Annotated in this window: 17 protein-coding genes; 9 read left to right on the forward strand and 8 right to left on the reverse strand. The window is 63.4% G+C overall.

The genetic code is table 11. The annotated features are described in order from the left end of the window. Positions 1-25 precede the first annotated feature (25 nt). The 6 genes from F7P65_RS00290 to F7P65_RS00315 form a co-directional block, all read right to left on the reverse strand. Positions 26-634, reverse strand: coding sequence for a DUF6927 domain-containing protein (locus F7P65_RS00290; RefSeq protein ID WP_062787886.1), 609 nt, complete (start codon positions 632-634; stop codon positions 26-28). Positions 635-677: 43 nt separating this feature from the next. Then, the gene (locus F7P65_RS00295; protein WP_030090556.1) at positions 678-1619 is read right to left on the reverse strand and encodes an ArdC family protein; all 942 of its coding nucleotides are present in this window, start codon (positions 1617-1619) and stop codon (positions 678-680) included. 101 nt (positions 1620-1720) lie between these two features. Continuing rightward, the gene (locus F7P65_RS00300; RefSeq protein WP_037505400.1) at positions 1721-3826 is read right to left on the reverse strand and encodes a ParB/RepB/Spo0J family partition protein; all 2106 of its coding nucleotides are present in this window, start codon (positions 3824-3826) and stop codon (positions 1721-1723) included. A 105-nt stretch (positions 3827-3931) separates the two neighbouring features. Beyond that, positions 3932-8155, reverse strand: coding sequence for a strawberry notch family protein (locus tag F7P65_RS00305; protein WP_070936342.1), 4224 nt, complete (start codon positions 8153-8155; stop codon positions 3932-3934). Between the two features lie 75 nt (positions 8156-8230). Continuing rightward, positions 8231-9076, reverse strand: a complete 846-nt coding sequence (locus F7P65_RS00310) for a DUF7146 domain-containing protein (protein ID WP_030092781.1) — start codon at positions 9074-9076, stop codon at positions 8231-8233. A 164-nt stretch (positions 9077-9240) separates the two neighbouring features. Next, positions 9241-10545 (reverse strand): replication protein RepA, encoded by a 1305-nt coding sequence (locus F7P65_RS00315; RefSeq protein WP_062787891.1) that lies wholly within the window; start codon positions 10543-10545, stop codon positions 9241-9243. Between the two features lie 542 nt (positions 10546-11087). Between F7P65_RS00315 and F7P65_RS00320 the strand changes: the two genes are divergently transcribed. Together F7P65_RS00320 and F7P65_RS00325 are read left to right on the forward strand one after the other, a co-directional pair. Continuing rightward, on the forward strand, positions 11088-12290 hold the full coding sequence (locus F7P65_RS00320) for an AAA family ATPase (protein ID WP_062787893.1): 1203 nt from the start codon (positions 11088-11090) through the stop codon (positions 12288-12290). Positions 12291-12549: 259 nt separating this feature from the next. Beyond that, entirely contained in the window at positions 12550-13533 is a 984-nt protein-coding gene (locus F7P65_RS00325) for a ParB/RepB/Spo0J family partition protein (protein ID WP_066764086.1), read from the forward strand. 46 nt (positions 13534-13579) lie between these two features. Here the strand turns inward: F7P65_RS00325 and F7P65_RS00330 are convergent, their stop codons facing one another. Next, entirely contained in the window at positions 13580-14530 is a 951-nt protein-coding gene (locus F7P65_RS00330) for a hypothetical protein (RefSeq protein ID WP_051743944.1), read from the reverse strand. 454 nt (positions 14531-14984) lie between these two features. Between F7P65_RS00330 and F7P65_RS00335 the strand changes: the two genes are divergently transcribed. From F7P65_RS00335 to F7P65_RS00365, 7 genes are all read left to right on the forward strand, one after another. Next, on the forward strand, positions 14985-15875 hold the full coding sequence (locus F7P65_RS00335; RefSeq protein ID WP_150289892.1) for a recombinase family protein: 891 nt from the start codon (positions 14985-14987) through the stop codon (positions 15873-15875). Between the two features lie 138 nt (positions 15876-16013). Continuing rightward, complete coding sequence (locus F7P65_RS00340) at positions 16014-16688, forward strand: response regulator transcription factor (protein ID WP_150289965.1); 675 nt, start codon at positions 16014-16016, stop codon at positions 16686-16688. Between the two features lie 2 nt (positions 16689-16690). After that, a complete protein-coding gene (locus F7P65_RS00345) occupies positions 16691-18034 on the forward strand; it encodes a sensor histidine kinase (protein WP_162854504.1) in 1344 nt (447 codons plus the stop codon). Beyond that, complete coding sequence (locus tag F7P65_RS00350) at positions 18031-19455, forward strand: TolC family protein (RefSeq protein WP_150289894.1); 1425 nt, start codon at positions 18031-18033, stop codon at positions 19453-19455. The genes F7P65_RS00345 and F7P65_RS00350 overlap by 4 nt, the downstream gene beginning before the upstream one ends. Continuing rightward, complete coding sequence (locus F7P65_RS00355; protein ID WP_150289895.1) at positions 19452-20441, forward strand: efflux RND transporter periplasmic adaptor subunit; 990 nt, start codon at positions 19452-19454, stop codon at positions 20439-20441. Before F7P65_RS00350 ends, F7P65_RS00355 begins: the two co-directional genes overlap by 4 nt. 4 nt (positions 20442-20445) lie before the next feature. Beyond that, positions 20446-23553, forward strand: coding sequence for an efflux RND transporter permease subunit (locus F7P65_RS00360; RefSeq protein WP_150289896.1), 3108 nt, complete (start codon positions 20446-20448; stop codon positions 23551-23553). 29 nt (positions 23554-23582) lie between these two features. After that, complete coding sequence (locus F7P65_RS00365; RefSeq protein WP_275897539.1) at positions 23583-24752, forward strand: MFS transporter; 1170 nt, start codon at positions 23583-23585, stop codon at positions 24750-24752. Here the strand turns inward: F7P65_RS00365 and F7P65_RS00370 are convergent. Next, positions 24742-25350, reverse strand: coding sequence for a cation diffusion facilitator family transporter (locus tag F7P65_RS00370; RefSeq protein WP_150289898.1), 609 nt, complete (start codon positions 25348-25350; stop codon positions 24742-24744). The two genes, F7P65_RS00365 and F7P65_RS00370, sit on opposite strands and share 11 nt — an antisense overlap. Positions 25351-25633: the final 283 nt, after the last annotated feature.

The following is a 25633-nucleotide window of genomic DNA, read 5'->3' on the forward strand; positions in this document are numbered from 1 at the left end:
GCGGGAATGATACTGGCTGACGCACTCATGCAAAGATCGTCTTGTGAACCTTAGTGACCGGCAGGATCGTCCAGTCGCGCTCCATGAACCGGCTGATCGCATAGCCGCAGCGAGTCGCGGGATCGCGGAAACTCAGGCGGCGGCCGCGCTTCACGACGATAAATTCGTCACCCACATGACCATCGGAGAAGGTCAGCGCCTGGGCCAGTTTGATCCGGTCGCCGTCCTCGATCTTGCGCGATCGGCGGGCCAGGTTGGCACGGCACCGCGCGCGCCAGTCGAGGGCGTGCTCCCGGTCGGTCGGGGTCAGAAGGTCGAGAATGTGGCGGGGACAGCTATCCTCATAGGGGCCGACAGATTCGTCCATATCCTTGTAGCCGAAATGCTCGCCGGACTTGCTTTTGGGATTCCACATCACCTTGCAGACGATCGCGAAAACCTCCTTGCCGACGCCGTCGATCATCACCTGAGCCGCAGCATAATAGGTGCGATTCTGGGGGCAGGATGAGGCGAGCACCTTCAGTCCCTTGATCGTCCCGTCCGCCTCGCGGCTATAGGTGAATTGCGCGTCCAGATAATCCTTGGCGGTCTTGTGTCCGCCCATGTGGAAACGGGACATGGTGAGCCAGCCCATCGGTATCTCCTGTGATGTCGGGGAAAATTCGGATTAGCGGCGGTCAGGCCGCCTCGAGGATCTGCCTGACCCCCTCGGCCGATGACGCCGTGTCGTCGCTGTCGCCAAACGCCAGAAGGTAGTTGAAGGCCTGCTCAGCTTTCGAGGCGGCGTGAATGATTGCGGTCTTGTCCGCGCGCAAAATGCCGAGCCAGTGGGCGACGTAGCTCGCATGATTGTCGTGCAGTTCGTTCGGCAGATCCAAATGCGCGCAAATCAGGCCGCTTCCGATCTCAGCCACAAGCTCCTCGAAACTATAAGCTTTGTCGCCGAACCGCTTGCCGAAGGTCCGGGCAAGGCGCGAGCTGCCGCCTGACCAATGAACGGTCTCGTGTGCCCTCACCGAGGCGTAATGATCCATCGTTGTGAATGACCGCCGGTGCGGCATCTGGATGAAATCAAATGTCGGGTGGAAGAAGGCGCGATCGCCGCCATGTCGAACATCTGCCGGCACATGATCGAAGAACTCGTCGATGGCAGCTTGCCGCGCAGATGGATCGATCGGCGCAGGGGTCGCGTCGTCCGGATAGAAATAGGCGGGCAGCCCATCGATCTGATCGGCGTTGAACACGAGATAATGGCGAAGGAAACGAATGCTGCGTTCGCTCTCGGCACCGGTCACCCGGTCCGACTCGGTCTTTTTGAAGCTCGAATAATAGACCGAGAGCGAGCCGTGCTCCCCCCGGCGAACATGGCCGCCGAGCGCTTCGGCCTGGCGATACGTCATCCAGTAGCGCGAGCGATAGCCGTTCGCGTCTGCGATCGCCCAAAGATAGACCGTGTTGATCCCGGTATAGGGCGTGCCGCAGTGTCGGAGCGGACGGCCACCGGCGCCGGCAACCCGCCAGGGCCGAGTCCAGGGCGGGACGCCTTCTTCCAGCTTTCTGATGATGAGGTTGGTGATTTCGGCCGCGACGTCGCGGCTCGGACGGGCTTTCGCAGGCATGGCTGATGCTCCAGCGGGATGACGATGGGGTTCGGGAGAGGCAAGCGTGCGGGAGGGGACGATCGCGCAAGTGGCGCCGACCGCCCCCCTGTCCTGCTGGGTCAGGCTTCGACCGGCTCGATCACCGTATCGTCCGCGACCGAAGCGCCTTCCGCCATGTGATCATCCGACAACGCAGAGCGATCCGGCTCGCCACCGAGACGATCGGTCGGGCACGGGGCCGCAGCACCAAAGCGCATCGCGTCCGGCACCCATGCGAGCACAGCGTCCTTCGTCTCGGGCTCGACAATGGCCGCCCCGGCGAAGAGTTTTTCACAGCTCTCCGAGATCTCCGCCTTCTTCAGGGTGGCGTGCCGAGCCGTCAGCGCGCCGCCGCCGACGTCATGAAGCAGGCTCAAAATGCTGCCCTTGTTGACCCGATCGAAGAAGTTTTCCGCGGTCGGACGCCACCAGCTCGCAACGTCGATCTCGAGGATCGAGGCCAATCGATTGTGGATCGCGACCTGGCCGCTGGCCCCGCGCGGCTTGGCCTCGATCGACATGGCAACGATATAGGCCAGCCACTGCGCCTTGCTGTCGTCATCGAGCGCGCGAAACCCTTCGAACCGATCGATTTCGTGATCGTGGTCGCACCATCCGGCATCAAGGCCATCATGCGCTTCGGCCAGGTAGGACCGGGCGCGTGAGCCGGGCAAATCCGCCGTGACGGGATCCTGCGGGGCATCAGCGCAGATGGTGGTGCCATATTGAACGATCTCGTCGGCAGAACCGCCGCCGGCGAAAACCCGGGCGTCGATCATGACGAACAGCGCGTAATCGAGCGCGAGCGCCGGCTGAGCGAGCAGACAGGATGCGAGAATATCGCGGCGTTGTATGGCAAGCTCGTCGTAGAGCCGATTGCTGAGCGGCTTGCCGCCAGGTGCCACAGCTTCGGGTCGGCGAGCTGGCTCGGGCGAATCCTTCACGCCGACGCGAAACCTGCCCGCCCCGCCCTCGTCGGGTTCGCCGGGATTTCCGCCGCCCGCATCATCGATCGCGTCGGGTTCTTCGACGATGAGCTCCTGCTCGCTATAAAATTGGGTGTCGAGACGCATCTCGCCCTGCGGCGTCAGAAGCAGAAACGCGCCGACATGCGGCCGCAGCTCATCTGGCAGCACGGGCGCGCGATGCTCGATCGCCTCGGCCTCGGCGATCAGTCGGTCATCCTCCTGGTCCAGGGCCTTGTAGGCATCGGGCGAGATGGATTCGTCCTGCATTTCGGCCTCGAGCTCGGCGCGGCGCGCCTCGATCTCGCCAAGGCGGGCGGATTGCTCCTCGGTGAGCGCGGGCGGCTGCAGGATGGCACGGTAGAGGCCGTGGGCGGCGTTGTGGGCGTAGTTGCTGGCGATCGGCCTGATCCAGGCAAGGCCCGTCTCCTCACCGATGCGTCTCGCTTCGGCCTCCATGATGTCGCCGGCGAGACGGTGCGCGATCTCGGGATTGTTCCAGCGGTCGTTGCCGTCGGTGAAGAGGTCGCCATCGACCTTGCCGCCTGCCGCGCGATACCGCTCCTCGCCGACCAGAATCGCGATCGGATCGCTGGCCTTGAGCGTCTCATTGGCGATGACGCGGCGGATGGTGTCGGCCGTTACGTGGCCATTCTGGTAGCTGTTCCAGACCAGAAGCTGCTTGTCGTGGCTTTCGGTCGACGCATAGGCTTTGGCGATGTCGAGCGTGATCTCGCTTTTGCTCAAGGCGTCGAAGATCGGCGCTGCCAGCGAGGCGAGGCGCAGGCGCCCCTCGACGAAGCGACGTGTCACGCCGAAACGCTTTGCGACAGCATCGAGATCGCCGGTCGAGCCGATGAAGTGCTGAAAGGCGCGGCATTCCTCGGCGGGGGTCATCTTGAGCTGATGGAAGTTGGTCGCCGTGGACGTTTCGGACAATTCGGCATCGTCGCCGGTAAGGATCATGACGGGGACATCGAAATCGGCTTCCGAGATCGTACCGCGCTCGGCGAGCAGGCGAAGCGCGCGCCAACGGCGTCCGCCATCGAAGACCTCGAAGGTGCCGCGCGGCTTTTTGGCGGGCGTGACGAGCAGATTCTGAAGGACGCCCTTGGCCTCGATACTGGCGGCCATGGGTTCAATCTGAAGCTGTTCGTCCGGTGCGGTACGGACGTTGATCGGCGAGAGCCGCAGCTTGGCGAGTTTGATGGTCTGGATCACCGGGGTCACTCCTCTTGGCGTCCGGCAATTCCCGGACACCACCCCGTTCCCCCTTCCCTCTTTCCCAAGAGCGGCCTCGGTCGTTTGACCAAGGGCGACCCGCGCTCACCCAGGATCGGCGAGAATGCGCCCAAGGATGTCGGCGGCGATGCTCACCGGAAGGAACACCCGTGTCCGGTACTGAATGATCTCGGTGAAGCAGCCCAAGGATTTCAGCCAGGCGAGCTGATCCGACGGCGCCCCGACTATCTCGATGCGATGATTTCGGTTCACCATCGCGCGGCGGATCGTCATGGGGAATGGGCGGGCAACATCAACGCTTCGACCGGAATGGGCCGATTTGATGATGTCCGAGGGCGGCAGGTTCTCGGCGCGATCGATGCCGAGCTTGGTGAAAAGCTGGACAACGTGCTCGTCGAAAACGAGGCGGCCGAGCCAGCTATTTCCCGCTTTGTCAGCGATGCGGTTGACCACCAGATGATCGCTGGGCAGCGCCGACCAGATCGGCAGAAGCAAGCCGGTCGCGAGGCGGATCGTCTCGGTGTCGACCTTGTTCGCCGCTTCATCGGCTTCGGCCTGCCATTTCGCGCAGAAGGCGTCCCGATCGACTATTTTCCAGGCGCTCTCGAAGAGCTCATGCTCGCGGATATATTCCCGCCGGGTCGGCCTCGTCAGCTCGAAGCGCGGGATCGGCGTTCCGTCCTTCTCCTCCATGAGCGCTCGGGCGCGGGTCTGCAGCGCGACCATCCCCGACTTGGCGTTGAGCAGAAATACGGCGGTGCTATCGCTGTCGGCGATACGCAGCACGCGCTCCAAGGTGACAGGGGTCCGCCGCCGCGCGATCTCGATGGTCAGCAAGTGCGACGTCGCCCCGCTGACCGGGTCGGTCCGGAGCAGTGTGTCGTCGATCAAGGTGGCGGAATCGACGAGGATCGTCTCGACACCGACATCGAGCCGGCCAGCCTCCCTCGCCGCCGATACCCGTGTCTCGACCAGGGACAGAAACTCATCGAAGATGCTGTTCTGCAGGCCGATGGGAAGCGCGAGGATGCGATTTAGCCATCGCTGGATGGGCGGCAGTTCCTCTTTCAGGACGCCGTCCTTGTCGCAGAGCTCGAGACCGGTCCGATCCTCGAATTCCGAATGCGAGATGCTCTTGAGCTTGCCATCGACCAGCAAGTGGAACCACGTCACCAGCGCAGCGCAAGCATATTCGCTCTCCAGATTATCAGCCGGGTCGAAGAGATTCTGACCGCCGGTCTGGCGCTGACCCCGTGTGAGTGCGCCGAGGCTGTCGAGCCGCCTCGCAATCGTGCTGGTGAAGCGGAGTTCGCCTTTGCAGTCGGTCGTGACGGGCCGGAACAGTGGCGTGCTCGCCTGATGGGTCCGATGGGTTCGGCCAAGGCCCTGAATGGCGCGGTCCGCGCGCCAGCCCGGCTCGAGCAACAGATGGACGCGTTGCTCCTGGTTCGGCACGTCCATTGATGCGTGATAGGATCGCCCCGTCCCGCCGGCGTCCGAGAAAATGAGGACGCGCTTCAGCCCCTGCATGAAGGCCGCGGCCTCGGCCTGACTGGTACGGGTCGAACGGGTTTCCAGCTTCTGCCGGCCGTCGCCCGTCGAGATTAGGCGTTTTGTCCGCCCAGTGACTTCCGCGACACGATCATGCCCGAAATGCTCCAGGATGCCGTCGAGCGCCGACATGATCGGCGGCAATGCGCAAAGATGCTCGATCATCAGCGCGCGGGCAGCTTCGGCTTCGGGATTGTAGACGGGATTACCCGTCTCGTCCGTCATCGGCTCGGAGCGCTGCGTGCCTGTGTCGTCGGTGAAGACGCGCATTTGGCGAGTAGGGAAAGCGCGCTCGAGATAATCGATGACATATTCACGAGGGCTGAGGTCGATTTCGAGGTCGACGCGCTCATCCGGGCTGAGCATGCCCAATCGCCGGTCGAGGATGGACTCGGCCGTCGTCACCAGTTGAAGCACCACCGACTGGCCCGCCATAAGATGCTCGCCGACCGCGGCGATGACCGTTGGCAGCTTCATCGAAAGCAGCACCTGGCCGAAGAAACGCTGCTTGGTGGACTCGAAGCGCGAGCGGGCCGATGCCTTCGCCCCGCTATTCAAAGTGGTGTTCTCGAGACCATCGACGACGCCGGTGAGTTCCAGGGCTTTTTCCATGTTCCGGTGGATGATGGACCAGGCATTGGCGTAAGTGTCGTAGATCTCGATCTGCGCGGGCGTCAGTTCGTGCCGCAGGATCTCATATTCGACACCGGCGAAGCTCAGCGCTCGCGCCATGTAGAGCCCAGTCGCCTTGAGATCGCGTGCGACCAATTCCATGGCGGCGATCCCGCCCTGGCGAATGCTGGAGATGAATTGCTCGCGATTGGCGAACGCCGTCTCCGGTCCCCAGAGCCCGAGCCGCACGGCATAGGCAAGGTTGTTGACCTCGGACGCCCCCGTCGCAGAGGCGTAGAGGATCCGCGCGGCGGGCAGATGGTTCTGGAGCCGAACGCCGCTGATGCCCTGTTGCGATCCCTCCTTGGCTCCGAGTGCGCCCTCGCCTCCTGCGACACCGCCCATCTCGTGCGCTTCGTCGAAGGCGATGACGCCGTCGAAATCGGCGCCGGCCCAGTCGATGATCTGCTTCAGCCGGCTATGTTCCCCGCGCATCGATCGAAGGGTCGGATAGGTGACCAGAAGGACGCCCTGGTCAAGCCTGATGGGTTCGTCGATCTTCCAGTTCGATATGGGCTGAATGTCACCGGCGAGCCCGCCGAGGGCCGTCCAATCACGGCGAGCATCTTCGAGGAGGGGCGCGTTCTTGGTGACCCAGATATTGCGACGCCGCCCCTGAAGCCAGTTGTCAAGAATGGCGGCCGCGATTTGGCGACCCTTGCCTGCCCCGGTTCCGTCCCCGAGGAAGAAACCCTTTCGGTAGCCGCGGCCCTCCTCCGAGATAACGAGGCCGACACCATCCTTGTCCGGTGCGAAGCGCCCAGGGATCGTCTGAGCCCAGGCATGGCCGGCGTAAACGACGGTTTCGAGCTGGGAGGCCGAGAGCAAACGCTCTGTGACAGTCCGCTCCGGCAGCGAAGGGACGTAATCGGGGATCGGCGCTGGGATTGATCCCATGGCAACGGATTCGACGAGCGCAGTCGGGTGTTCGCCGGCTTTGTCGAAAACCAGGCGGCTTGGCCGATAGGGCAGATAGACGCCGGTCTGTTCGAGCAGCGGCGCCGGGGTTTCGAGCCTGGTGTAAGCAACCGGCAAGACATGGTTGCGCACGGCAGCGTGAAAGGCCCGGGGCATGGGCTTGGCGCTTTTGACCGCTCTGAAGAGCGAGATGCCTCCGCCCCGCTTCGGCGCGGGTGCCGGCTGATCTGCGACAAGGGACAGGCGAGGTGTCACGGTGAGAACGTCGAGCAGTTCCGCGATTGATCCACCCTGGATGACTTCTGGTGCGAGCCTGCCGGCGACCTTGTCGATGACGAAGATTCGCACGTCGATAGACGTGCCGTGTTTGAGATAGCAGCCTTCAAGTCGAACAGAGGCTTGCACTGTCGATCCGCGAAGGACGGTCTCGTAGTGGTCGCGCATTCGGGTGGTCGGTCCGAACCAGTCGGGCATGATGGCAACGAGGCGGCCCCCAGTCTGCAATCGGCGAAGTGCAGCCTGAAGATGCCGAACGGCCGCAAGATCATCGACGCCGCGGCCGAGCGACCGCGAAAACGGCGGATTCATGAGGATCAGGGAAGGACGCGGTGCGTCGCCAAGAGCAGCATCAAGAATCGCCCCATCATGGCCGGTGATCGTTGCGCCGGGGAAAACGCCGTGCAGGCGATCGCGGCGGATCGGATCGAGCTCGTTGAGATGCAGCGATCGATGAGCCCCAAGCTGTGCAACGAGCAAACCGTTGCCGGCGCTGGGCTCGAGAATGACATCATCCTGCCGGACATCTGCGAGCAGAATCGCGACGGCCGCAATGTCGACAGGAGTCGAGAATTGCTGCCATTCGATCTGGTCTTCGCTCCGCACGGTCTGAGTGGGGAGGCGCTGCGCGAGGTCAATCCGCGCGGCGACATCGGCGAGGCTGGCCAGAGGCGCCAATGATCCACGGAGATGAAGGGCGAGTGCGTGCTCTAGCACCTCGAAGCTTGAGCGCTGCGTCCAGCGTCCTTCGGCATCGGTTCCGCCGAACGCCTGCACCATCGCCCGATTGAGATGTTGACGGGTGACCGGCTCGCCTGACGCCAGTTGGGATAGAAGGATGTGCGCAGCGGCACGGTCGCCGCGCTCGGCGGTCTGAAAAAGGTCGGTCATTTGGGAATCTCCTGCGCGGCTGCATCTGTCGCAGCGACACACCCTCGATCCCCCTCCCCTCTCTCCGCCCCGGGATCAGGTCCGGCAGTGCGCGTCGAGGAACTTTGCCCAATCCTTGAAAGCCGGCGGCGGCGGGTCGCGGCGGATGATGAGCCCGGGACGGGCATATTTCGCTTCGGCGGACGCCGCGGCGCGACGCCCTTCTGGATCATTGTCCTCTGCGATCAGCAGGGTCGTAATGCCGGGTGGAATGACCAGTTGATCGAGCCGCCTGGCGCCAAGTGAGGCCCAGCAGGGGATGTCCTTGATGCGGGTGTAGGCGCCGGCAGTCTCGAAACCTTCGGCGATCGCCAGCGTCTCGCCCCCTGCCCGGCCCCGCCATGCGCCTGTCCCAGGCACGCCGAGCATGACTTTTCGGAGGCACTTCGCTGTCGCAGGGTCGAGAAAGTTGCGCTGGATCGCGACGAGCTGCCGGATCTCGCGAACAGCAATCAGCAAAGCCGGTCGATAAACGGTTTTCGGCTTCGGGAGGTATGGGCAGCGCGAATGGAAGCGCACGTCGGCAGGCGCTGGCAACAAGTTGCGTCGCTCAAGATAGCGCTCGGCCAGCGTCCCTTTGACGCCAACGGCCTGCTCCCAGATGCGCGAGACATTGGCGCTGCCTTGCGGTCGATCCTGTTCCGGTATTGCATAATGTTGGCCGGTTCGAACCCGACGCAATTCCCGCAGAACATCATCGCGTGCGCAACCCGCGAAGCACGTCACCAGAATGCCGCGGTCACCTTGGCGGATCGAAAGACTTGGATCGTTGTCGCCATGTGCCGGGCAACGGGCCATAGCCCTGTAGCCGGTCCAGGTGCCGCCAAGAGCGCCTACGAGGTCAACAAGTTCCTGGGTCGGTCGTTTGGCCGTGAGTGGCATAGGACTACCTCCTGCTCGGTAGCCACATCCCCCCTTCCCTCTTTCAGCGCATGGCGCTGTGACCCGGACCTATCAACGATGAGGGTCGGCGCGCTCACGTTGATCGCTTCATCGGGCACGACTCGGGCTCGTTCGCAGGCGACGAACGGCTCGGACATCATCGGTCAATCGTCAGGCCGGTTCTTCCGCCGATCCGCATATTTGATCACGAAGGCCTCCCAGAGCCGCATCCATTCGGTGTCGGTCCGGGGCCTCTTGATATCGGCGAATCCCTTGCGGAATGCGTTGGCCATATCGTCGACTGACCAAGGATGGCCCTTAGTGAGACCGACACTCCGAAACGCCTGTTCGCGGTCGCCATAGGAAAGCGTTCCCGGCGGGAATGCGTGAAGCGGTTCGTCTGATTTCGCTGCGGGTTTCGTTGCCTGCGGAACGGTGCGAACCGATGATCTCGGTGCCGTTTCGACGCCTGGCGCCCCAACAAGTCGCAAATGGGGTCCGACCAATTTACGCTCCATCGGCGCTGGAGACGGATGAAGGACCACCTTCCTGCCGGAGAGATCGACGTTCGCGTTGGGATAAACCGCCGAGACGAGCTGCATCGTCTCCCGCACCGTTTGACGAAAGCGCTTGCTGTCAGCCTCGTTGCCGAGGTGCTTTGCCAGTTGATCCCAAGAAATGATCTGCCCCTTGTCGGAGCCGATCCGTGGGAGGCGATAGGCAAGATAGGTATAGAGATCGAGCGCCGTTGGCGTCCCTTTAAGCTCCCGGATCGCTACTTCGTTTAATGGGACAGCGTGCTCGATAAGGTGACTGTAGAAGACCTCCGACATACGGATTTCCCGCGCGAAGGTGCCGTTCTTGTCGAGTGAACCAGCATATTCATTTGAGATCTTCACATCGCGGACCGCAAAGGCGTTGTCGTCCGTTTCGGTGCCATCCCAGCGAATCTGCCACTCGCACGCCAGCAAGCGGTCGACCTGTTCGCGCATCAGATTTGCGGTGCCACGGGGGCCATAGGACACCGTTTGATAGCCAAGCCGCCGCATCCATTCCGTGAAGTTGCGGCCGAGATAGACGTCGCGCGAACGCTTCATTACCGCCTGTGAAAGCAGATAGATGAGCGCAACCCTGGGATAGGCCCCATATGGAACACCCAGGCTTCTCATGACCGACTTGCCATCGATATTTTGAAGAACCGGCCGAGGGTTGATTGCCAGCGCGTACTTGCCGTCTTCCCGGATAATCGGGAGCGTGTCGTCCTTCGGGCGCTTGGTCGGGAGCGACATGGCGCAAAGCGCGGAATGGAGAAATGCCGGGACAGGCTCTTCGTCGTGGACTCGCAGGAAGGCGTCGAGCGTCAATTGGGTTCCGGCAGTGGAGGCAAGCTTCCGGACATTCTCTGCACCGCCATCGATCATGGCGAGTGCATATTGGTGCCCAATCGGCCTATGCTGATCTCCGTTCATTGTTCCGCCCTTCCCCGAATCTCCGGGGTCTGTGATGGCGCTGTCTCAACAGGTTTGGGTTTCGAAATCAACCCTGTTGGCAGTTTTGGCGGGAAATCAGGGGTGAGAGTTGCAATTCGACCGATGATCTCGGTGCCGCTTTTGCCGAATCGCCCCTTCCCACTTTCAAAAATCGAAATTTTGAAGCCGATTCGCGAATCGGATTGATTCAGGGATTCATGTAATAGGTATGCGCTCCGAGATCATCGGTCTGTTGGCACCGAGATCATTGGTAGGACGCACCGAGATCATCGGAAGGTACTGAGATCATCGGTATTTATCCACAGGGCATCGCTCGGTGCAGCCGGACGCAGCAAGTTTTCGAAAAGCTTGCACCGACTCGGAGATCATCGGTGCGCCTCTACCAGGGCGCATTGGCATTACCTTGAAATCCGAAACGGCTCGGAGATCATCGGTAAAGTTGTAAGTTCGATGGCCAAATCGTTGCTCGAAACTGCCAACGTCGCTATTGTGGGCCATCAAACCCACAAAAGCGGAATCTCATGGCCACTGATCCCACAAATGTCCCCGCCGATGACCTTCTGGAAGGTGGCCTGGATGTGCTTCACCGTAAAGCGCTCACGATCCTCAAGCGGATCCGCGACAGCGCGGTCGATCCAGAGACAGGGCAGAAGCGAGCCCCCACCTTCCCTATCTCCAAGGCTGCATCACTTGTCGGACGCACCGCGTCGGCGATCCGAGAAGCTGAACGCGACGGGCGTTTGCCGGAGCGTGGGCGGACGGCTTCCGGTCATCGCGTCCAATATACGCTCGAAGAACTCGATCATATGCGTGAGGTGTTCGGAACGCGTCCGTGGCGCAGCCCGGAAGATCCACCCGCCATTCTCTCGGTCTGCAATTTCAAGGGCGGTGTCGGCAAGTCCACGATCGCGCTGCACCTGGCTCAGCACTTCGCGATCAACGGCTATCGTGTGCTGTTTATCGACTGCGACAGCCAAGCTTCATCGACAATGATGTTCGGCTACCGACCAGACGTCGATCTGGAGGAGGACGACACGCTCTATGGGCATTTCCATAACCCGGAATTGCTGGGTGTGCGAAAGATCATTCGGAAGACCCACTTCCATGGGCTCGATCTGATCCCTGCGAATTTGCGGCTCTACAATCTCGAATACGAGATCGCCGGCTACCTCGCGCGCAATCAGAACCTGAACATCATCGACCTGATCGCCGAGGCCATCGACTCGGTGGTAGAAGATTACGATGTGGTGATCATGGATCCGCCTCCAGCACTCGGCATGGTCTCCATGGCGGTCCTTCAAGCAGCCAATGCGATGGTGATCCCCGTGCCGCCAAGCCTGGTCGACTTCGCATCGACGGTGTCGTTTATCGACATGGCGAAGACCACGATGAAGCAGCTCGAGCAGCTCGCGGGGAGGGGGCGCCCGGCTTACAATTTCATCCGTCTCGTCGGCAGCCGGGTCGACGACAGCAAGTCGATGCATCGTGAGATACTTTCGATGATGCGGAGCGTTTTCGGAGGCTCAATGTCTTCTTCGGTGATGGTCACCAGTGCGGAGATCGACAATGCCAGCTCGCGGATGAAGACGGTCTTTGAACTGGAAAAGCCCGTCACTTCGCACGAGGTTTACAACCGGTGCATGAGGCATCTGAATGAGGTTTGCCGAGACATCGAAGAAGACGTTTTGCGGACCTGGCCGAGCCGGGCAGGGGGGCAGCTTTGAGCAGCAGTTGCCACGTGGCAACTGCGGGCAATTGTTCGCCGTCTATGGGGCTGAAATCTGCTAAGAATGATGCGTTGTTGCCACGTGGCAACCGAGCAAGGAAAGCGTTTATAAACAGTATCATGAGCCAAATTCCAGGATCAGTTTTCCCTCAGAAAAGGGGAGCCGAAGGCGAGGCGAATTTCGGTTTGTTGCCACGTGGCAACAGACCAACAAATCGGGTCTCCAAGATGCCGGAAATTCGAGTAGGAGCGAGCCGATGACAAAAGGAAATAAGGGCTTCGGCTCGATGTTCACCGAAGGCCTGGATAATGAGGCCGAGCTTGACAATGCGAGCCCCTCGGAAGGGATCATCGCGAGCCGAAGCCAGACCCTGGCGCGGATAGCGAGCGGCAAGACGGTTACCGATCGAACGGAGTGGGTGGACCCGGCTCGTTGCCGTCCCTGGCGGATGCACAATCGCGACCTGGACCATTTGTCCGAAGAGAGCTGTCGCGATCTGATCGACTCCTTTCTCGCGGCGAAGCGGCAGCGCATCCCGGCGATCGTGCGTCGTCTGAAGGACGATCCTGACTACGATTATGAGATCATCGCTGGCGTTCGCCGGTGGTGGACCGTCCAGTGGCTCCGCGAACATCATCATCCAGAATTTGATTATCTCGTCACGATCCAGACCGTCACGGATGAAGAGGCATTCCGGGTTTCGGACGTTGAAAATCGGTCGCGAAAGGACATTTCAGACTGGGAGCGTGCAAAGGAATATGCGCGAGCGCTGTCGGAGTTTTACGAGAACTCCCAGTCCCAGATGGCGGAGCATCTCAACCTCTCGCGGTCATGGCTGAGCCGCCTGCTGGATGTTGCGAGGCTTCCTGAGGAGATCGTGGCGGCATTTTCGGACACCCACGACATTACCGTTCGAGTGGCGCGCGATATCAAACCGCTGACCAGCGAACCGAAAACTCTGAAGCGAATGCGAGACGAGGCCGAGCGCATCGAGGCCGAGCGTAGGAATGGTGGTTCCAGTCTGACCGGACCCGAGGTGGCGAAGCGACTTGTTCGTGCGACCGTTGAGGCAAAGAAGAAGGAGACTGGCGAGCGAGAGATCACGGGCAAAGGCGGAAAGACGATTCTGCGCTATGCCAGTGCCAGAGGTGGGGGGATCACGATCAAGATCGTGCCCCGGACCGGCGCCACGAAGGCCGAGCTCATGAAAGCGATCGAAGAACTGTTGCCGGCGAGCTGAGCAAAACAAGCGAGACGGCGTTTCAGTACGGAGGGCGTCCCGGTCGCTATTCGGCCCGCAGCCGGCGCTGCGCGGCAGGCGTGGTGGGCAGCGCCGCGAGGAGCTTTCGGGCACCCTGAGGTGTCACAGACAGCAGCTTCGAAACGGAGGATGCCTGGAGCCCTGGATAGGCGATCAATAGGCGCCCGAGAAGCGGCAGGCGACTTCGCTGAGTTGCACCTAAATTGGTGAGCTTGGCGACGTCATGCTCAATTGCGGAAAGCTCGCGGAGCCCCGCCGCGCTGATCTGCCCGATCTCCTTAGCGAGGAACCCGGTCAGCGCGGCAGGGGAAGGGGGCATGAACTTGGGGAGCGGCACCAGTGAGGGGATGATGCGGCTCGTGAAGCCAGCGCGGTAGAGCATGCGAGGAAGAGCGGTCGCGACGAGCCAGTTGCGATCGCGGCAGCGGGGAGGAAGCTCCAACGAGCGTCCGTCGATCGCAACAACCTCCGAGGCGCCGACCGGAAGACGCTCGGTCATTTCGGCAAGAGCGAACACGCGCTCGGCGATGGACCGGAGATCGGCGACGGGGAAGGGTGCATCCGCCGCAGACTTCACCTGACGCCAGAGCGGGCCGAAGTGTGCGAGATCGTCTCCACCATAGCGCTCAGCCTCTGCACGGTCGTCGAGGATGGTTCGGAGAGCATTGAGGGATGCGCGGCCAACCGGGTCTCTGACATCCTCGTCCCGACTTAGTGCGAGGTGGAAAATGGACGCCACCGATATCGGATCGTTGAGACCTTCGGAGGCGCGGGGAGGGGCGCTTCGCCCCGCGATCCAATCCTGCAGGTCGCCGACAGCGATCGGCACGCCGGCGAGACCTGCTAACGCCGCGGCGCCGTGAAGGCGCGATCGCGCAAGGAAAATGTCGGCGCTTGTACTATGATGAAGCCGGCCGTCGAGCCGGCCGAGCAGCAACATTGGGTCATTTGCGCGGCGGTCGACGATCTCCTGCATCGCTCTTACGCTTAGCGCGTGAGGAAACCAAAGTCAGCAGTTGGTTTCGCCTCATGCTATCGTCGAAAAGTTCATATGCGATAATTGTACTTATCACATAAGCGGAATTGACCCCTCCTTATAGGGTGTGTCGTTTCCAGAATACGACCGGACTCTCCGCCTTTCGGCGATTTCCAAGGTCCGATTGCAAGAATACGACCGGATTATCGCAAGAATACCAGCGGACGCCTGATGGCCCAAGCGGCAGAAACACGCGGCTTTCCGAAGCTCCAGAGTCCGAAATGCAGGTCAGCGGAAGCTGAGTGATCGGGGGCTTGGATATAGCCCCCTTCCTCGAAATCGGCCTTCCACAGCGTTGCCGAGATCACGCCAATTGTCGCTGGTCATCGCGCGCCTAAATTTATATCATACGGAGGCAACCGACCGAATGCCCTCATTATATGATATGTGACAAATGACCCTGATCGGCTATGCCCGCGTTTCGACCGACGAACAGGACACGGCGGCCCAGCAGGATGCTCTTCGCGCGCAGGGCTGCAGCGTAATCTTCGAGGACAAAGCCAGCGGGGCGAGCAAGGAGCGTCCAAGCCTCGCCAGAGCCCTGGATCGCGTGGGGAAGGGGGACACGCTGCTGGTGGTCCGCATCGACCGCCTAGCGCGGTCGCTGGCGCACCTGCTTGAAATCGTCGAGACGCTGCGGGCCAAGGGCGCGTACTTCCGCTCGATCAATGATCCGATCGACACGTCGAGCGCTCAGGGCATGCTGATGACGCAGATGCTGGGCGCCTTTGCCGAGTTCGAGCGTGCGCTGATCCGGGAAAGAACGCGGGCCGGATTGAAAGCGGCGGTTGCGCGTGGCGCACAGCCTGGCAATCCTCGGATGCGCGCCAGAGACCCCGTCGCGATCGACGACATTCGCTACAGCCTGAAGCAGCGCCATCTCAATGAGCTGCTCGACGGGCGCCACCGGTGGCTGCCGACAGTCGAGCGCTTGCGCCCCCATCTGCCCTGGGCGTTGGTGCTACGGCAGGTAAGGGCGATCTCGCCGCCAGTCCGCTCGTTCAGCGAGCGCACGCTGGTCAAGGCGTGCCGCACCATGGTGCAGGCCGGATACGCGGATCCGGCGATCCTGGAAGCCGCGCCTCGGCTTCCGCCCGATACACGGGTTGCGAGGCTGGTGGCCGATCGCCTCAACAGTCATCCAAATGCGTCGCTGCGGGAGATTGCCGCGTGGCTGTCGCGTGATTTGCGCGAGCCGACGCCCAGAGGGGGGCTGACGTGGTCGCCAGAGGGGGTGAGAAGGGTAATCGGGCAGGCCCAAGCACTACGATTGATCGACGGCTGATTGGCTTTTCAGCATGCCAAAGCGGTCAAAGTGTTGGGTTACACAATTGTATCCCCCATTGCCCGCGTAACAAAGCTATCGAACGCGAATTCGACGACCGCCAAACCGCGCGTCCAGTCAGCGGGGACTATTCAGGGCATGCGCATCCTTCTTGCCGAAGACGATGTAGACACGATTGAGTTCATCGAGACTTGTCTCGTTGATCTGGACCATGTCGTGTCATCCGCCGGCTGTGGCGAACAGGCCCTGCTCCTCGCGTGCTCGTCGCCATGGGACGTGATCATTCTCGATCGCATGCTTCCAGAACTCGATGGACTGACCCTGCTCAGGACATTGCGCGGCCGCGGCGTTATGACCCCGGTGCTGATGCTTACCGCGCTCGGGCGGATCGAGGACCGGGTCGACGGGCTTGACGCAGGCGCCGACGACTATCTGGTCAAGCCGTTTGCGCCTGCTGAACTTGTCTCTCGAGTGCAGGCGCTCGGCCGCAGGTATGCCCAGGGCGGGATCGCCACGAAACTACGGGCAGGGCCGCTGGAAATCGACCTCATCGCCCGCGAGGTGCGGCGGGGCGGCAGGGTTGTCACGCTCCAGCCCCGGGAATTCCGGCTGCTGGAAGTGCTGATGCGGCAGGCCGGCGAGTACGTGACCCGGACTATGCTGCTGGAGCAGGTCTGGGATTTTCATTTCGATCCGCAGACCAAGATTGTCGAGACCCACATGAGCCGGTTGCGGGCGAAGCTCAACGAGGGCGGCCTTCCCGATCTCATCGAAACTGCGCGCGGCGCGGGCTACCGGGTTCGCACAACATGAACTTGGGCCGCGGCAGCGCCGCCAACCGGATCGCGCTCTGGGGCTGGCTGGCTTATGCAGCGGCGACGCTGCTGCTGGGCGTAGGCGTCTACGTTGCGACCCATCTGGCCTTCTCACGCCAGATCGACGCCCGCATTGAGCAGGCGACGAACGCGCTTTTGGTCGAATACCACGATGACGGAATCAGAGGAGTGCAGTCGGCGCTCGACCAACAGGGGGTGAACCGCCCGATCGGGCTTGGAACTGCCTTGTTCGACGTCAATAGGATAAGGATTGCTGGCAATCTGGCCATTCCGTCCGCACCAGCGGGTTGGCACACAATCGGTTTCGATGATCCGGGCGAAGGGCGCGAGCAGGCCCGCGTGCAAGTGACTGAGCTGCCGGGCGGCTACCGCCTGGTTGTTGCCGCAGATCTCGAATCGCTCGAGGCGATGGACCACACGATCCTGGCGATGTTCGGCAGCGCTGTGCTTGCCCTGTTATTGCTGGGTCTGGGCGGCGCCCTGTTGCTGGCGCGCTATCTGCGGAAACGGCTTGAGAGCATCGAGGCGACCGCCAGCGCAATCATCGGCGGCGATCTGGAGCAACGTGCCGACGTTGGCGCTGCGGGTGACGAGTTCGACCGCGTGGCGCAATCGCTCAACGCGATGCTCGACCGGATCGCCAGCCTGATCGCCAACCTCCGGCAAGTTTCGGCCGATCTGGCGCATGACCTGCGCACGCCGCTTTCGCACCTGCGCAACCATCTCGAACGCATGCGCGGGAGCCAGGCACAGGCCGCCACCAGTGCGTCCATTGACGAAGCCGTGGCGCAGGCAGACAATGTGCTTGCCCTGTTCAACGCGATCCTGCGCATTTCCGAAGTCGAGGAAGGCAGCCTGCGCCGCGCTTTCACGGCAGTCGATCTGTCGGCACTCGTCTCGGAACTGGGCGAAACGCTTGAACTTCTGGCTGAGGATGAGCAGCGAATCCTTCACGTCGCCGTGGGCTCCGGCATCAGGGTCCACGGCGATCGCGAATTGATCGCCCAAGCGCTCACCAACCTCGTCGAGAACGCCTTGCGGCATACGCCGCCGGGATCGGTGATTGGCCTTCAGGTCCGCTGCGACGATCGCGGCGCGCTGGTGACCGTCAGCGACAACGGCCCGGGCATTCCAGAGGCCGACCGCGAGCGCGTGCAGCAACGCTTCGTTCGGCTACAATCCGCCCGCTTCGCTCCCGGCCACGGGCTGGGTTTGAGCCTGGTGCGGGCCGTAGCACAGGCGCACGGCGCAACCTTCGCGCTCGGCGATGCAAGGCCAGGCCTTCGCGCCGAAATCCGCTTTTCCCGAAGGACTGCCGCGTGATCGCGCAAACCCGCAAACAGTCAGCGATCTTCAAGCGCCGCGGCCAGTGGGGCCAGGGTGCCTGTGTAGCCGCAGCCGTGCTCGCACTCGCTGGCTGTACGCACTATACGCCTGAGCCCGTCAGCATCGCGACCACCGCAGCACGGTTTTCTGCGCGGACCGTCGATCTCGACAGCGCCGCTGCCGCCTGTCGGATGGCGGCGCCGCGCGCGCCGTGCGATGCGGGCAATCCCGACAAGCTGGTGCTGTTCGAAGTGCTGCTCGCCAACAATCCTTCCGTCGCGGCTGCTCGAGCCAGGGTGGCGAGCGCCGAAGCGGCAGCGCGTGCCGCCCATGCACCAACGGGGCCAACCATGACCTTGAGCAGCGAATATGCCGGCGCGGATTCGCCGCCGTGGTTGCTGGGCATCGGCGCGGACATTCCGCTCGACACGGGCGGACGCCGGGCTGCGCGCATCGGCACGGCCGAGCTTGGCGTGACCGCGGCGCGCTACGATCTTGCTGAAGCGGTCTGGACTGCGCGGATGGCGCTCGTCCGCGCACTGGCCGAGCAACTGGTATCCGTGCGGCAGGGGATTGTCGCCGATCGCCTCCAGGCCTTGCAGGAGCGGCGTTTTGCGGTGCTGCAACGACGGGTCGCGCAGGGTGAGGCTTCGCGCGCCGAACTGGAGCACACACGGGCTGACCTCGCCGATGCCCGCGCCCGCGTTGCTGCGGCCCGGGCCCGGGGAGAAGCCGCCCTCGTCCAGATTGCCGCTGCGCTGGGCGTGCCGCCCGAACAGGTGCAGCCACTGGCTCGCAGTTGGCCGGAGTTTGCATCGCCGACGTCAGCCAACACGCCATCGGCTGCGGATCGTGCCGCGGCTTTGCTTGGACGCCCCGACTTGCTCAAGGCGATGGTGCTCTACGATCAGGCCGAGTTCGATCTGCGCGGCGAAGTCGCGAAGCAGTATCCGGCGCTGAGCGTCGGGCCGGGGTTCAGCTGGGACCACGGGCTGGTCAAGATTCCCTTCAACCTTGGGCTGGCGCTGCCGCCGTTCGATCTCAACCTGCGGGCAATCGCGGCAGCTGAGGCGCGCCGCAGCCAGGCAGGCGTTGACGTGGAGGCGCTTTATGCCTCGGCCGTAGCCGGGATCGATCAGGCAATGGCCGAAGCGGCGGCGGCAAGGCGTTCGATTAATCAGACGCGCGAACTCGACCTGCCGATCGCCGTTCGGCTCGCCGCACAGGCCGACCGCGAACTGGCGGCAGGGGCCATCGACCGGAACGATTGGGCTGCGGCGCAAGCCGGGCTCGAAGTGGCGCGCCTTGCCGAGCTTGACGCGCTGGCGCGGGTCCTCGCCGCTGATGCGGCGCTGGAAGAGGCCCTGCGGCGTCCGCTGTCGGGGCCGGAAACATTGCTGGAAGGAACAGGATCGTGAGCGGGGGCAAGGGAGCGGCGCTGGTCGCCTTGGGCGCAGCGGCGGGCGCTTCGCTGCTGGCGCTTGCGCTCTATCTGGTGGGTGAGCTTGGCGAAAAGGAAGGCGACGCCGATGGCGACAGGCCGGTAGCTGCCGCCAGTCCCGACCCGGTTCGCAATGCGGCGCTGCGCCAGCGCCTCGGCATAGTCGAAGCGCCGCTCTCTGCCTGGTCCGGGGCGCAGCAGGCCAGTGGCTATGCGAGGGGTCTCGACGCCGGACCGCTTGCCGCCATCATTGCTGAAATCGACAGCGCGCAGGCCACGGCCGCCGCTTCGCAAGCCCAAGCGGCCCGGCTCGACGCGCTTTATCGCAATGACATCAGCGCCTCGCGCCGGTCGGTCGAAGCGGCGCGAGCGCAGGCGAGTGCGGACATTGCCCGGCTTCGCCTTGCCCGACAGCGGATCGCCCTCGAATATGGGCCGGGACTTGCCACGCTAGGGGACACCGGCGTTCACCAGCTCGTTTCGCGTATCGCCGCGGGCGAAGCTGCACTGGTCCGGATCGATATTCCGGGCGTGCTGCTGACTGGCGGCTCGATCGTGCAAATAACAGCGGGAGAGGGTCAGACGAGCGCCCGCGTGCTCGGCGCGGCCGCTGCATCGGACAGCAAGCTGCAATCCGCCGGCGTGCTGGTGGTCCTGACGGGGCCGGTGGTGCGGCAGGTTCTCACCGGGCGGGTTCTGGCCGCGCAGGCCGCCGCCTCGGGCACTGTTTCCGGTGTGCTCGTGCCGCGCGACGCGATCGTGCGCTATCAGGGGCAGATGTGGGTCTATCGCCGCGAGGGCGGCAAGTTCGAGCGCGAAGCCCTGGTCGAACCGATCCCCGTCAGCGAAGGCTGGCTGGTGCGCGGCGGCCTGACGCCAGGGACGGTGGTCGTCGTGCATGGCGGTGCCAGTCTGTTGGCGCTCGAGACGCGCCCGGCGCAGTCTGCTGGCGAGGACGACTAGGCCCATGCTCGATCGGCTCGTTCGCTGGTGCGTGGGCAATGCCTGGGTTGTGCTGGGTATGGCTGCGATCCTGCTCACCTACGGCATCGTGGTGCTCGAACGCGCGCGCTACGACGTGTTTCCCGAGTTCGTGCCCGCGCAGGTCACGATCCAAACCGAATCCCCCGGCCTCGTCGCCGAGCAGGTCGAGGCGCTGGTGACCCGGCCGCTCGAAAACGCCGTCAACGGTGCCAATGGGGTCGAGACGGTGCGGTCGGAATCGGCGCAGGGCCTGTCGATCATCCGGATAACCTTCAAGGAGGGCTCGGATCCACTGAAGGTCCGGCAGGTCGTGGCCGAAGCGTTGGCCAAGGTCTCCGGCCAGTTGCCTATCGGTGTGGCGACGCCCGCTCTTTCGCCGCTGACCTCCTCGACGATGGACATGCTCAAGATCGGGCTGGTCAGCAATCGGATGGATCAGCGTCAGCTTCGTGCCTTCGCCGAATGGACCTTGAAGCCGCGGCTGCTGGCGACCCGCGGCGTGGCGGGTGCGGTGATCTATGGCTCGGCCGAATCGCGCTTCGAAGTGCGCGTGCGGCCCGAAGCCCTTGTGGCCCGGCAGATCTCGCTGGCCGATGTCTCGGCGGCGGTATCGGCGCTAACCACGGTGCGCGGCGGCGGCTTTGCCGAAACCTCCAACCAGCGCATTCTCGTGCGCCCGACCAATGGCCGCATCGATGCGGCAGCGCTGGGCAATGCGTTGATCTCCAGCGGCGGCGGCCCGGCGATCCGTTTGCGAGATGTTGCCGATATCGATCTGGCTGCCGGGCCGCAGATGGGGGACGCCCTGATCATGGGCCGCCCCGGCGTGCTGGTCTCGCTGTTCAGCCAATACGGCGCCAATACCCTCGATGCCACGCGCGCGGTGGAGGCGACGCTCGATGACCTGCGCCCCTCACTGGCGGCGCAAGGCGTGCAGATCTATCCGGCGCTGCACCGGCCCGCCAATTTCATCGAGACGGCGCTCGACGGCATGTCGATCGACCTGTTGATCGGTGCGGCGATGATCGGCTTCATCCTGATGGCGTTCCTGCGCGACATCCGGGTGGCGCTGATCGCGTTCCTGGCGATCCCGCTGTCGCTGCTGGCCGCACTGATCGTGCTCGATCTTCTCGGGCAGACGATCAACACCATGACGCTGGGCGGACTGACCGTGGCGCTGGGCGTCGTGGTCGACGATGCGGTGGTCGATGTTGAGAACATCGTTCGGAGATTGCGAGGAGCTAAAGGCGGGGACCGCCGCGCCATCATCGCCGCCGCCAGTGTCGAGGTGCGCGCGCCGGTCGTCTATGCGACCTACGTGCTCGCACTGACCATCGCGCCGATCCTGTTCCTTACCGGACTGCAGGGCGCGTTCTTCGCGCCGCTGGCGCTGGCGATCCTGCTGGCCGTGCTGGCCTCGCTCTGCGTTGCGATCACGCTGACCCCGGCGCTGGCCTACCTGCTGCTGTCGCGTACCGAACCGCATGCCGAACCGGCGCTGCTCGGCCGGGCAAAGGCGTGGCACCGCGGCTTCCTGACCAGGGTTTGCGACAAGTCGGCGATGGTCGTGGGGGCGACTGCAATTACCGGCTTGGTCGGAATTGTCGGCTTGCTGGCCTTTGGCGGCGAGCTGTTGCCAGCCTTCCGTGAAGGGCATTACGTGCTCAAGGTCAACGGGCCGCCCGGCGCGTCGATTGGCTGGATGCGCGAGACCGGCACGCGGCTGTCGCGCGATCTGATGGCGATCCCCGGCGTCGCCACGGTCGAACAGCAGATGGGCCGGGCGGAGACGGGCGAGGATCCGTTCCCGCCCAACCAGAGCGAATTGCACGTCGAACTCAAGCCTGGCGGCGCGCGCAGCCAAGAGGCGGCGTTGGACACCATTCGCCGCACGCTCGGCAACTATCCCTCGCTTCAATCGGAGACCCTGACCTTCCTTGGCGACCGGATAGGGGAGTCCCTCTCGGGCGAGACCGCGCAGTTCGCGGTCAGCATCTATGGCGCCGATCTCGATACGCTCGACAAGGTCGCGATGCAGGTGGCGAGCGTTGTCGAGCAGGTACCGGGCGCGGCCGACGTAAGGGTCAAGTCGCCGCCGGGAACGCCAGTGCTGACCATCGAGCTCGATTCCGCCCGGATGGCCGCGCACGGGGTGACCGCAGCCGATGCCAATGACGCGATCGAGATCGCCAACCAGGGCCATGTCGCAGGGCAGGTTGCCGAGGCCGACCGAGTGACCGACGTGGCACTCATCCTGCCCGCCGAACTGCGCCGCGATCCGGAGAGCGTTGGCGACATGCTGGTCCGCTCGGCCGATGGCTCGTCGGTCAGGCTGGGCGATGTCGCGACGATCTATCTCGAGGAAGGGCGAAGCAGTATCAATCGCGATGGTGGCCAGCGCCGCCAGGTCGTCACGCTCAACCCGACCCGCACCGACGTCGCCGGGTTCGCTCGCGATGCACGCACGGCAATCGCCGCCAAGGTCAGGCTGCCGGCGGGGGTCACACTTGCCTACAGCGGCGTCGCCGAAGGGCAAGCAGCCGCCGCGCACCAGATCATGCTCAACGTGGCGATCGCCGCTGTTGCCATCGTCGGTTTGCTGATCCTGGCGTTCGGCGGACTGCGCTCGGCGGCTTTGATCCTTGCGGGAACGCCCTTCGCGCTGGTCGGGGGCGTGGTGGCGGTACGTCTGTCGGGCGGCGTACTTTCGCTCGGCGCACTGGTCGGGTTCGTCACGCTGTTCGGCATCGCCGCGCGCAACGCGATCCTGCTGGTCTCTCATCTCGATCATCTCGTTCAGGAAGAAGGCGAGAGCTTCGGCATCGCCACGGTGCTCAGGGCGACCGAGGAACGCGTGACCCCGATCCTTATGACCGCGCTGGTCACCGCGCTCGGACTCCTGCCGCTGGCGCTCGAAAGCGGGCAGGCCGGCCGCGAGGTCCAGGGGCCGATGGCGCTGGTCATTCTCGGCGGCCTCGTTACCTCGACCATTATGAGCCTGTTGTTCCTACCCGCGCTGATTCTCCGGTTTGGCAGGCATGGGACTGCCACGAGCGACCTGCCAATGTCCGCGCAAGGCTCCGACTCGTGAGAGGCGCCCGGCCCGGCCCGGCTGCGCGGGTGCCGCGCACAGTCTGGGCGTTGGGGCTCGTCAGCCTGTTCATGGACCTGTCGTCCGAGATCATCCACGCGCTGCTGCCAGTGTTCCTGACCGGGACGCTGGGGGCCAGCGTGGCCATGGTCGGGCTGATCGACGGGATCGGCGAATCCACTGCGTCGATCACCAAGATGTTCTCGGGCTACCTGTCCGATCGGTTCGGACGCCGCAAACCGCTCATCCTGCTGGGGTACGGGCTGGGCGCGTTGTCCAAACCGTTCTTCGCGATCGCGGCGGGGCCGCTGCCAGTACTCGGCGCCCGGTTTGCCGACCGGATCGGCAAAGGCCTGCGCGGCGCGCCGCGCGATGCCCTCGTCGCCGACGTGACCCCGCTCGAGATCCGAGGCCGTGCCTATGGACTGCGCCAGGCGCTCGACACAGTCGGGGCGTTCCTCGGGCCGCTGGCGGCGATCGTCCTGATGTTTGCGCTGGCCGACAACATGCGTACTATCTTCTGGATCGCGCTCGTCCCGGCAGTCATCTCGGTCCTGCTGGTGGTTTTCGGCGTCGGCGAGACGGAGCGGCGGGAGGTGGGTAGTGCCAAGCCGCCGCTCAAGCTCGCAGACTTGCGATCGTTCGACCAGGGGTTCTGGATGGTCGTGGCGCTGGGCGTTGTCTTTACCTTGGCCCGGTTCAGCGAATCCTTCCTCGTGCTGAGGGCCAATGGCGAAGGGCTGCCGCTGGCATGGACGCCCTTGGTGCTGGTAGTGATGAACCTGGTCTATTCGTTGGGAGCCTATCCGGCGGGGGCGATATCTGACCGGGCCGATCCGAGGTGGCCCATGGCTGGTGGTCTGGTTTGCCTCGTGATCGCGGATTTGCTGCTCGCATTCGGATCGGGGCTGATTGCGGCCTTTGCCGGGATAGCCATGTGGGGTCTGCACATGGCGCTGACGCAAGGCATCCTTGCAAGGCTGGTCGCCGACGCGGCACCCGCGCAGTTGCGGGGTTCAGGCTTTGGCTTGTTCAACCTGGCGACCGGGATCGCCATGCTGCTTGCCAGTGTCCTCGCCGGAATGCTGTGGTCGAGCTTGGGGCCTGACACAACGTTTCTTGCCGGAGCCCTGTTTGCGCTGATCGCCGGCGGAATGCTGCGTTTCGTCAGGCCTAAGGACTCTGGCGCTAACGCGTGAGCTTGCGGGCCTTGCCGGCATCGCCGAGGATTTCCAGCGCCTCGCGCATGACAAAGAGGCCAATCCCCAATCCAACGACAAGGTCGAAATAGCGATTGCCGGTGAGCAGGACCGCCAGGCCCGACACGATGACAGCGGCGTTGGCCACCACGTCGGCACGGGTGAAAATCCATGTGGCGCGGATGTGCACCTCATCGCGGTTCTGCCTGCCGAGCATCCGCAAAACCGCCGCATTGACGGCCAAGGCAACCAGTCCCACCGCGATCATCATTTGTCCTTCAGGCTGTTCGGCACCAAAGTAGCGGCGTGCGACCTCGATCAGTACACCAAGCCCGAGTACCAGCAGGATCGTTCCGCTCGTCATGGCGGCATTTGCCTTGAAGCGCGGGCCGCGGGTGATGGCGCCAAGGGCAATGCCATAGGCAGTCGCATCGGCAAGCATATCGAGGCCATCGGCGATGAGGCCGGTCGAGTGGGCGACCAAGCCTGCGCCGGTCTCGGCTACGAACATCACCACATTAAGACCGAGCGCAATCCGCAGCACCCGGCGCTGGGCAAGGGTGTCGGCTTTTATGGAACTACCGGCACAATCAGACATGCGATCTGGTTACGTTGCGGATGGGGGTGTTGCCAAGCGGTGGCTGGCAGTATTCCGCTCTGCGCTGAGAGGGTGAACCTGGCCTATGTTGGCATTGCCGGGCCGCCACTCCTTGCAAGGCCGAGCCATGACGCAAGAACAGGTATGTCCTTGAGGAAATCGAAGTCGGCCTTCTGATCCATCCCATGCATTCGGAGCCGAAGACCCATGAGGCATAAAATCGGGATTTATGCCTCATGGGCGCATCACATGCCGGGCTTTTAACATCAGCGATGTTAGATAG

The sequence above is a fragment of the Sphingobium estronivorans genome (assembly GCF_008692605.1).
Taxonomy (GTDB): Bacteria; Pseudomonadota; Alphaproteobacteria; order Sphingomonadales; family Sphingomonadaceae; genus Sphingobium; species Sphingobium estronivorans.

Coding starts and splice junctions, on each gene's coding strand:
- F7P65_RS00340 (WP_150289965.1), top strand. CDS start 16,014: ATGCGCATCCTTCTTGCCGAAGACGATGTAGACACGATTGAGTTCATC.
- F7P65_RS00310 (WP_030092781.1), bottom strand. CDS start 9,076: ATGCCACTCACGGCCAAACGACCGACCCAGGAACTTGTTGACCTCGTA.
- F7P65_RS00295 (WP_030090556.1), bottom strand. CDS start 1,619: ATGCCTGCGAAAGCCCGTCCGAGCCGCGACGTCGCGGCCGAAATCACC.
- F7P65_RS00360 (WP_150289896.1), top strand. CDS start 20,446: ATGCTCGATCGGCTCGTTCGCTGGTGCGTGGGCAATGCCTGGGTTGTG.
- F7P65_RS00325 (WP_066764086.1), top strand. CDS start 12,550: ATGACAAAAGGAAATAAGGGCTTCGGCTCGATGTTCACCGAAGGCCTG.
- F7P65_RS00370 (WP_150289898.1), bottom strand. CDS start 25,350: ATGTCTGATTGTGCCGGTAGTTCCATAAAAGCCGACACCCTTGCCCAG.
- F7P65_RS00315 (WP_062787891.1), bottom strand. CDS start 10,545: ATGAACGGAGATCAGCATAGGCCGATTGGGCACCAATATGCACTCGCC.
- F7P65_RS00320 (WP_062787893.1), top strand. CDS start 11,088: ATGGCCACTGATCCCACAAATGTCCCCGCCGATGACCTTCTGGAAGGT.
- F7P65_RS00335 (WP_150289892.1), top strand. CDS start 14,985: ATGACCCTGATCGGCTATGCCCGCGTTTCGACCGACGAACAGGACACG.
- F7P65_RS00330 (WP_051743944.1), bottom strand. CDS start 14,530: ATGCAGGAGATCGTCGACCGCCGCGCAAATGACCCAATGTTGCTGCTC.
- F7P65_RS00290 (WP_062787886.1), bottom strand. CDS start 634: ATGGGCTGGCTCACCATGTCCCGTTTCCACATGGGCGGACACAAGACC.
- F7P65_RS00305 (WP_070936342.1), bottom strand. CDS start 8,155: ATGACCGACCTTTTTCAGACCGCCGAGCGCGGCGACCGTGCCGCTGCG.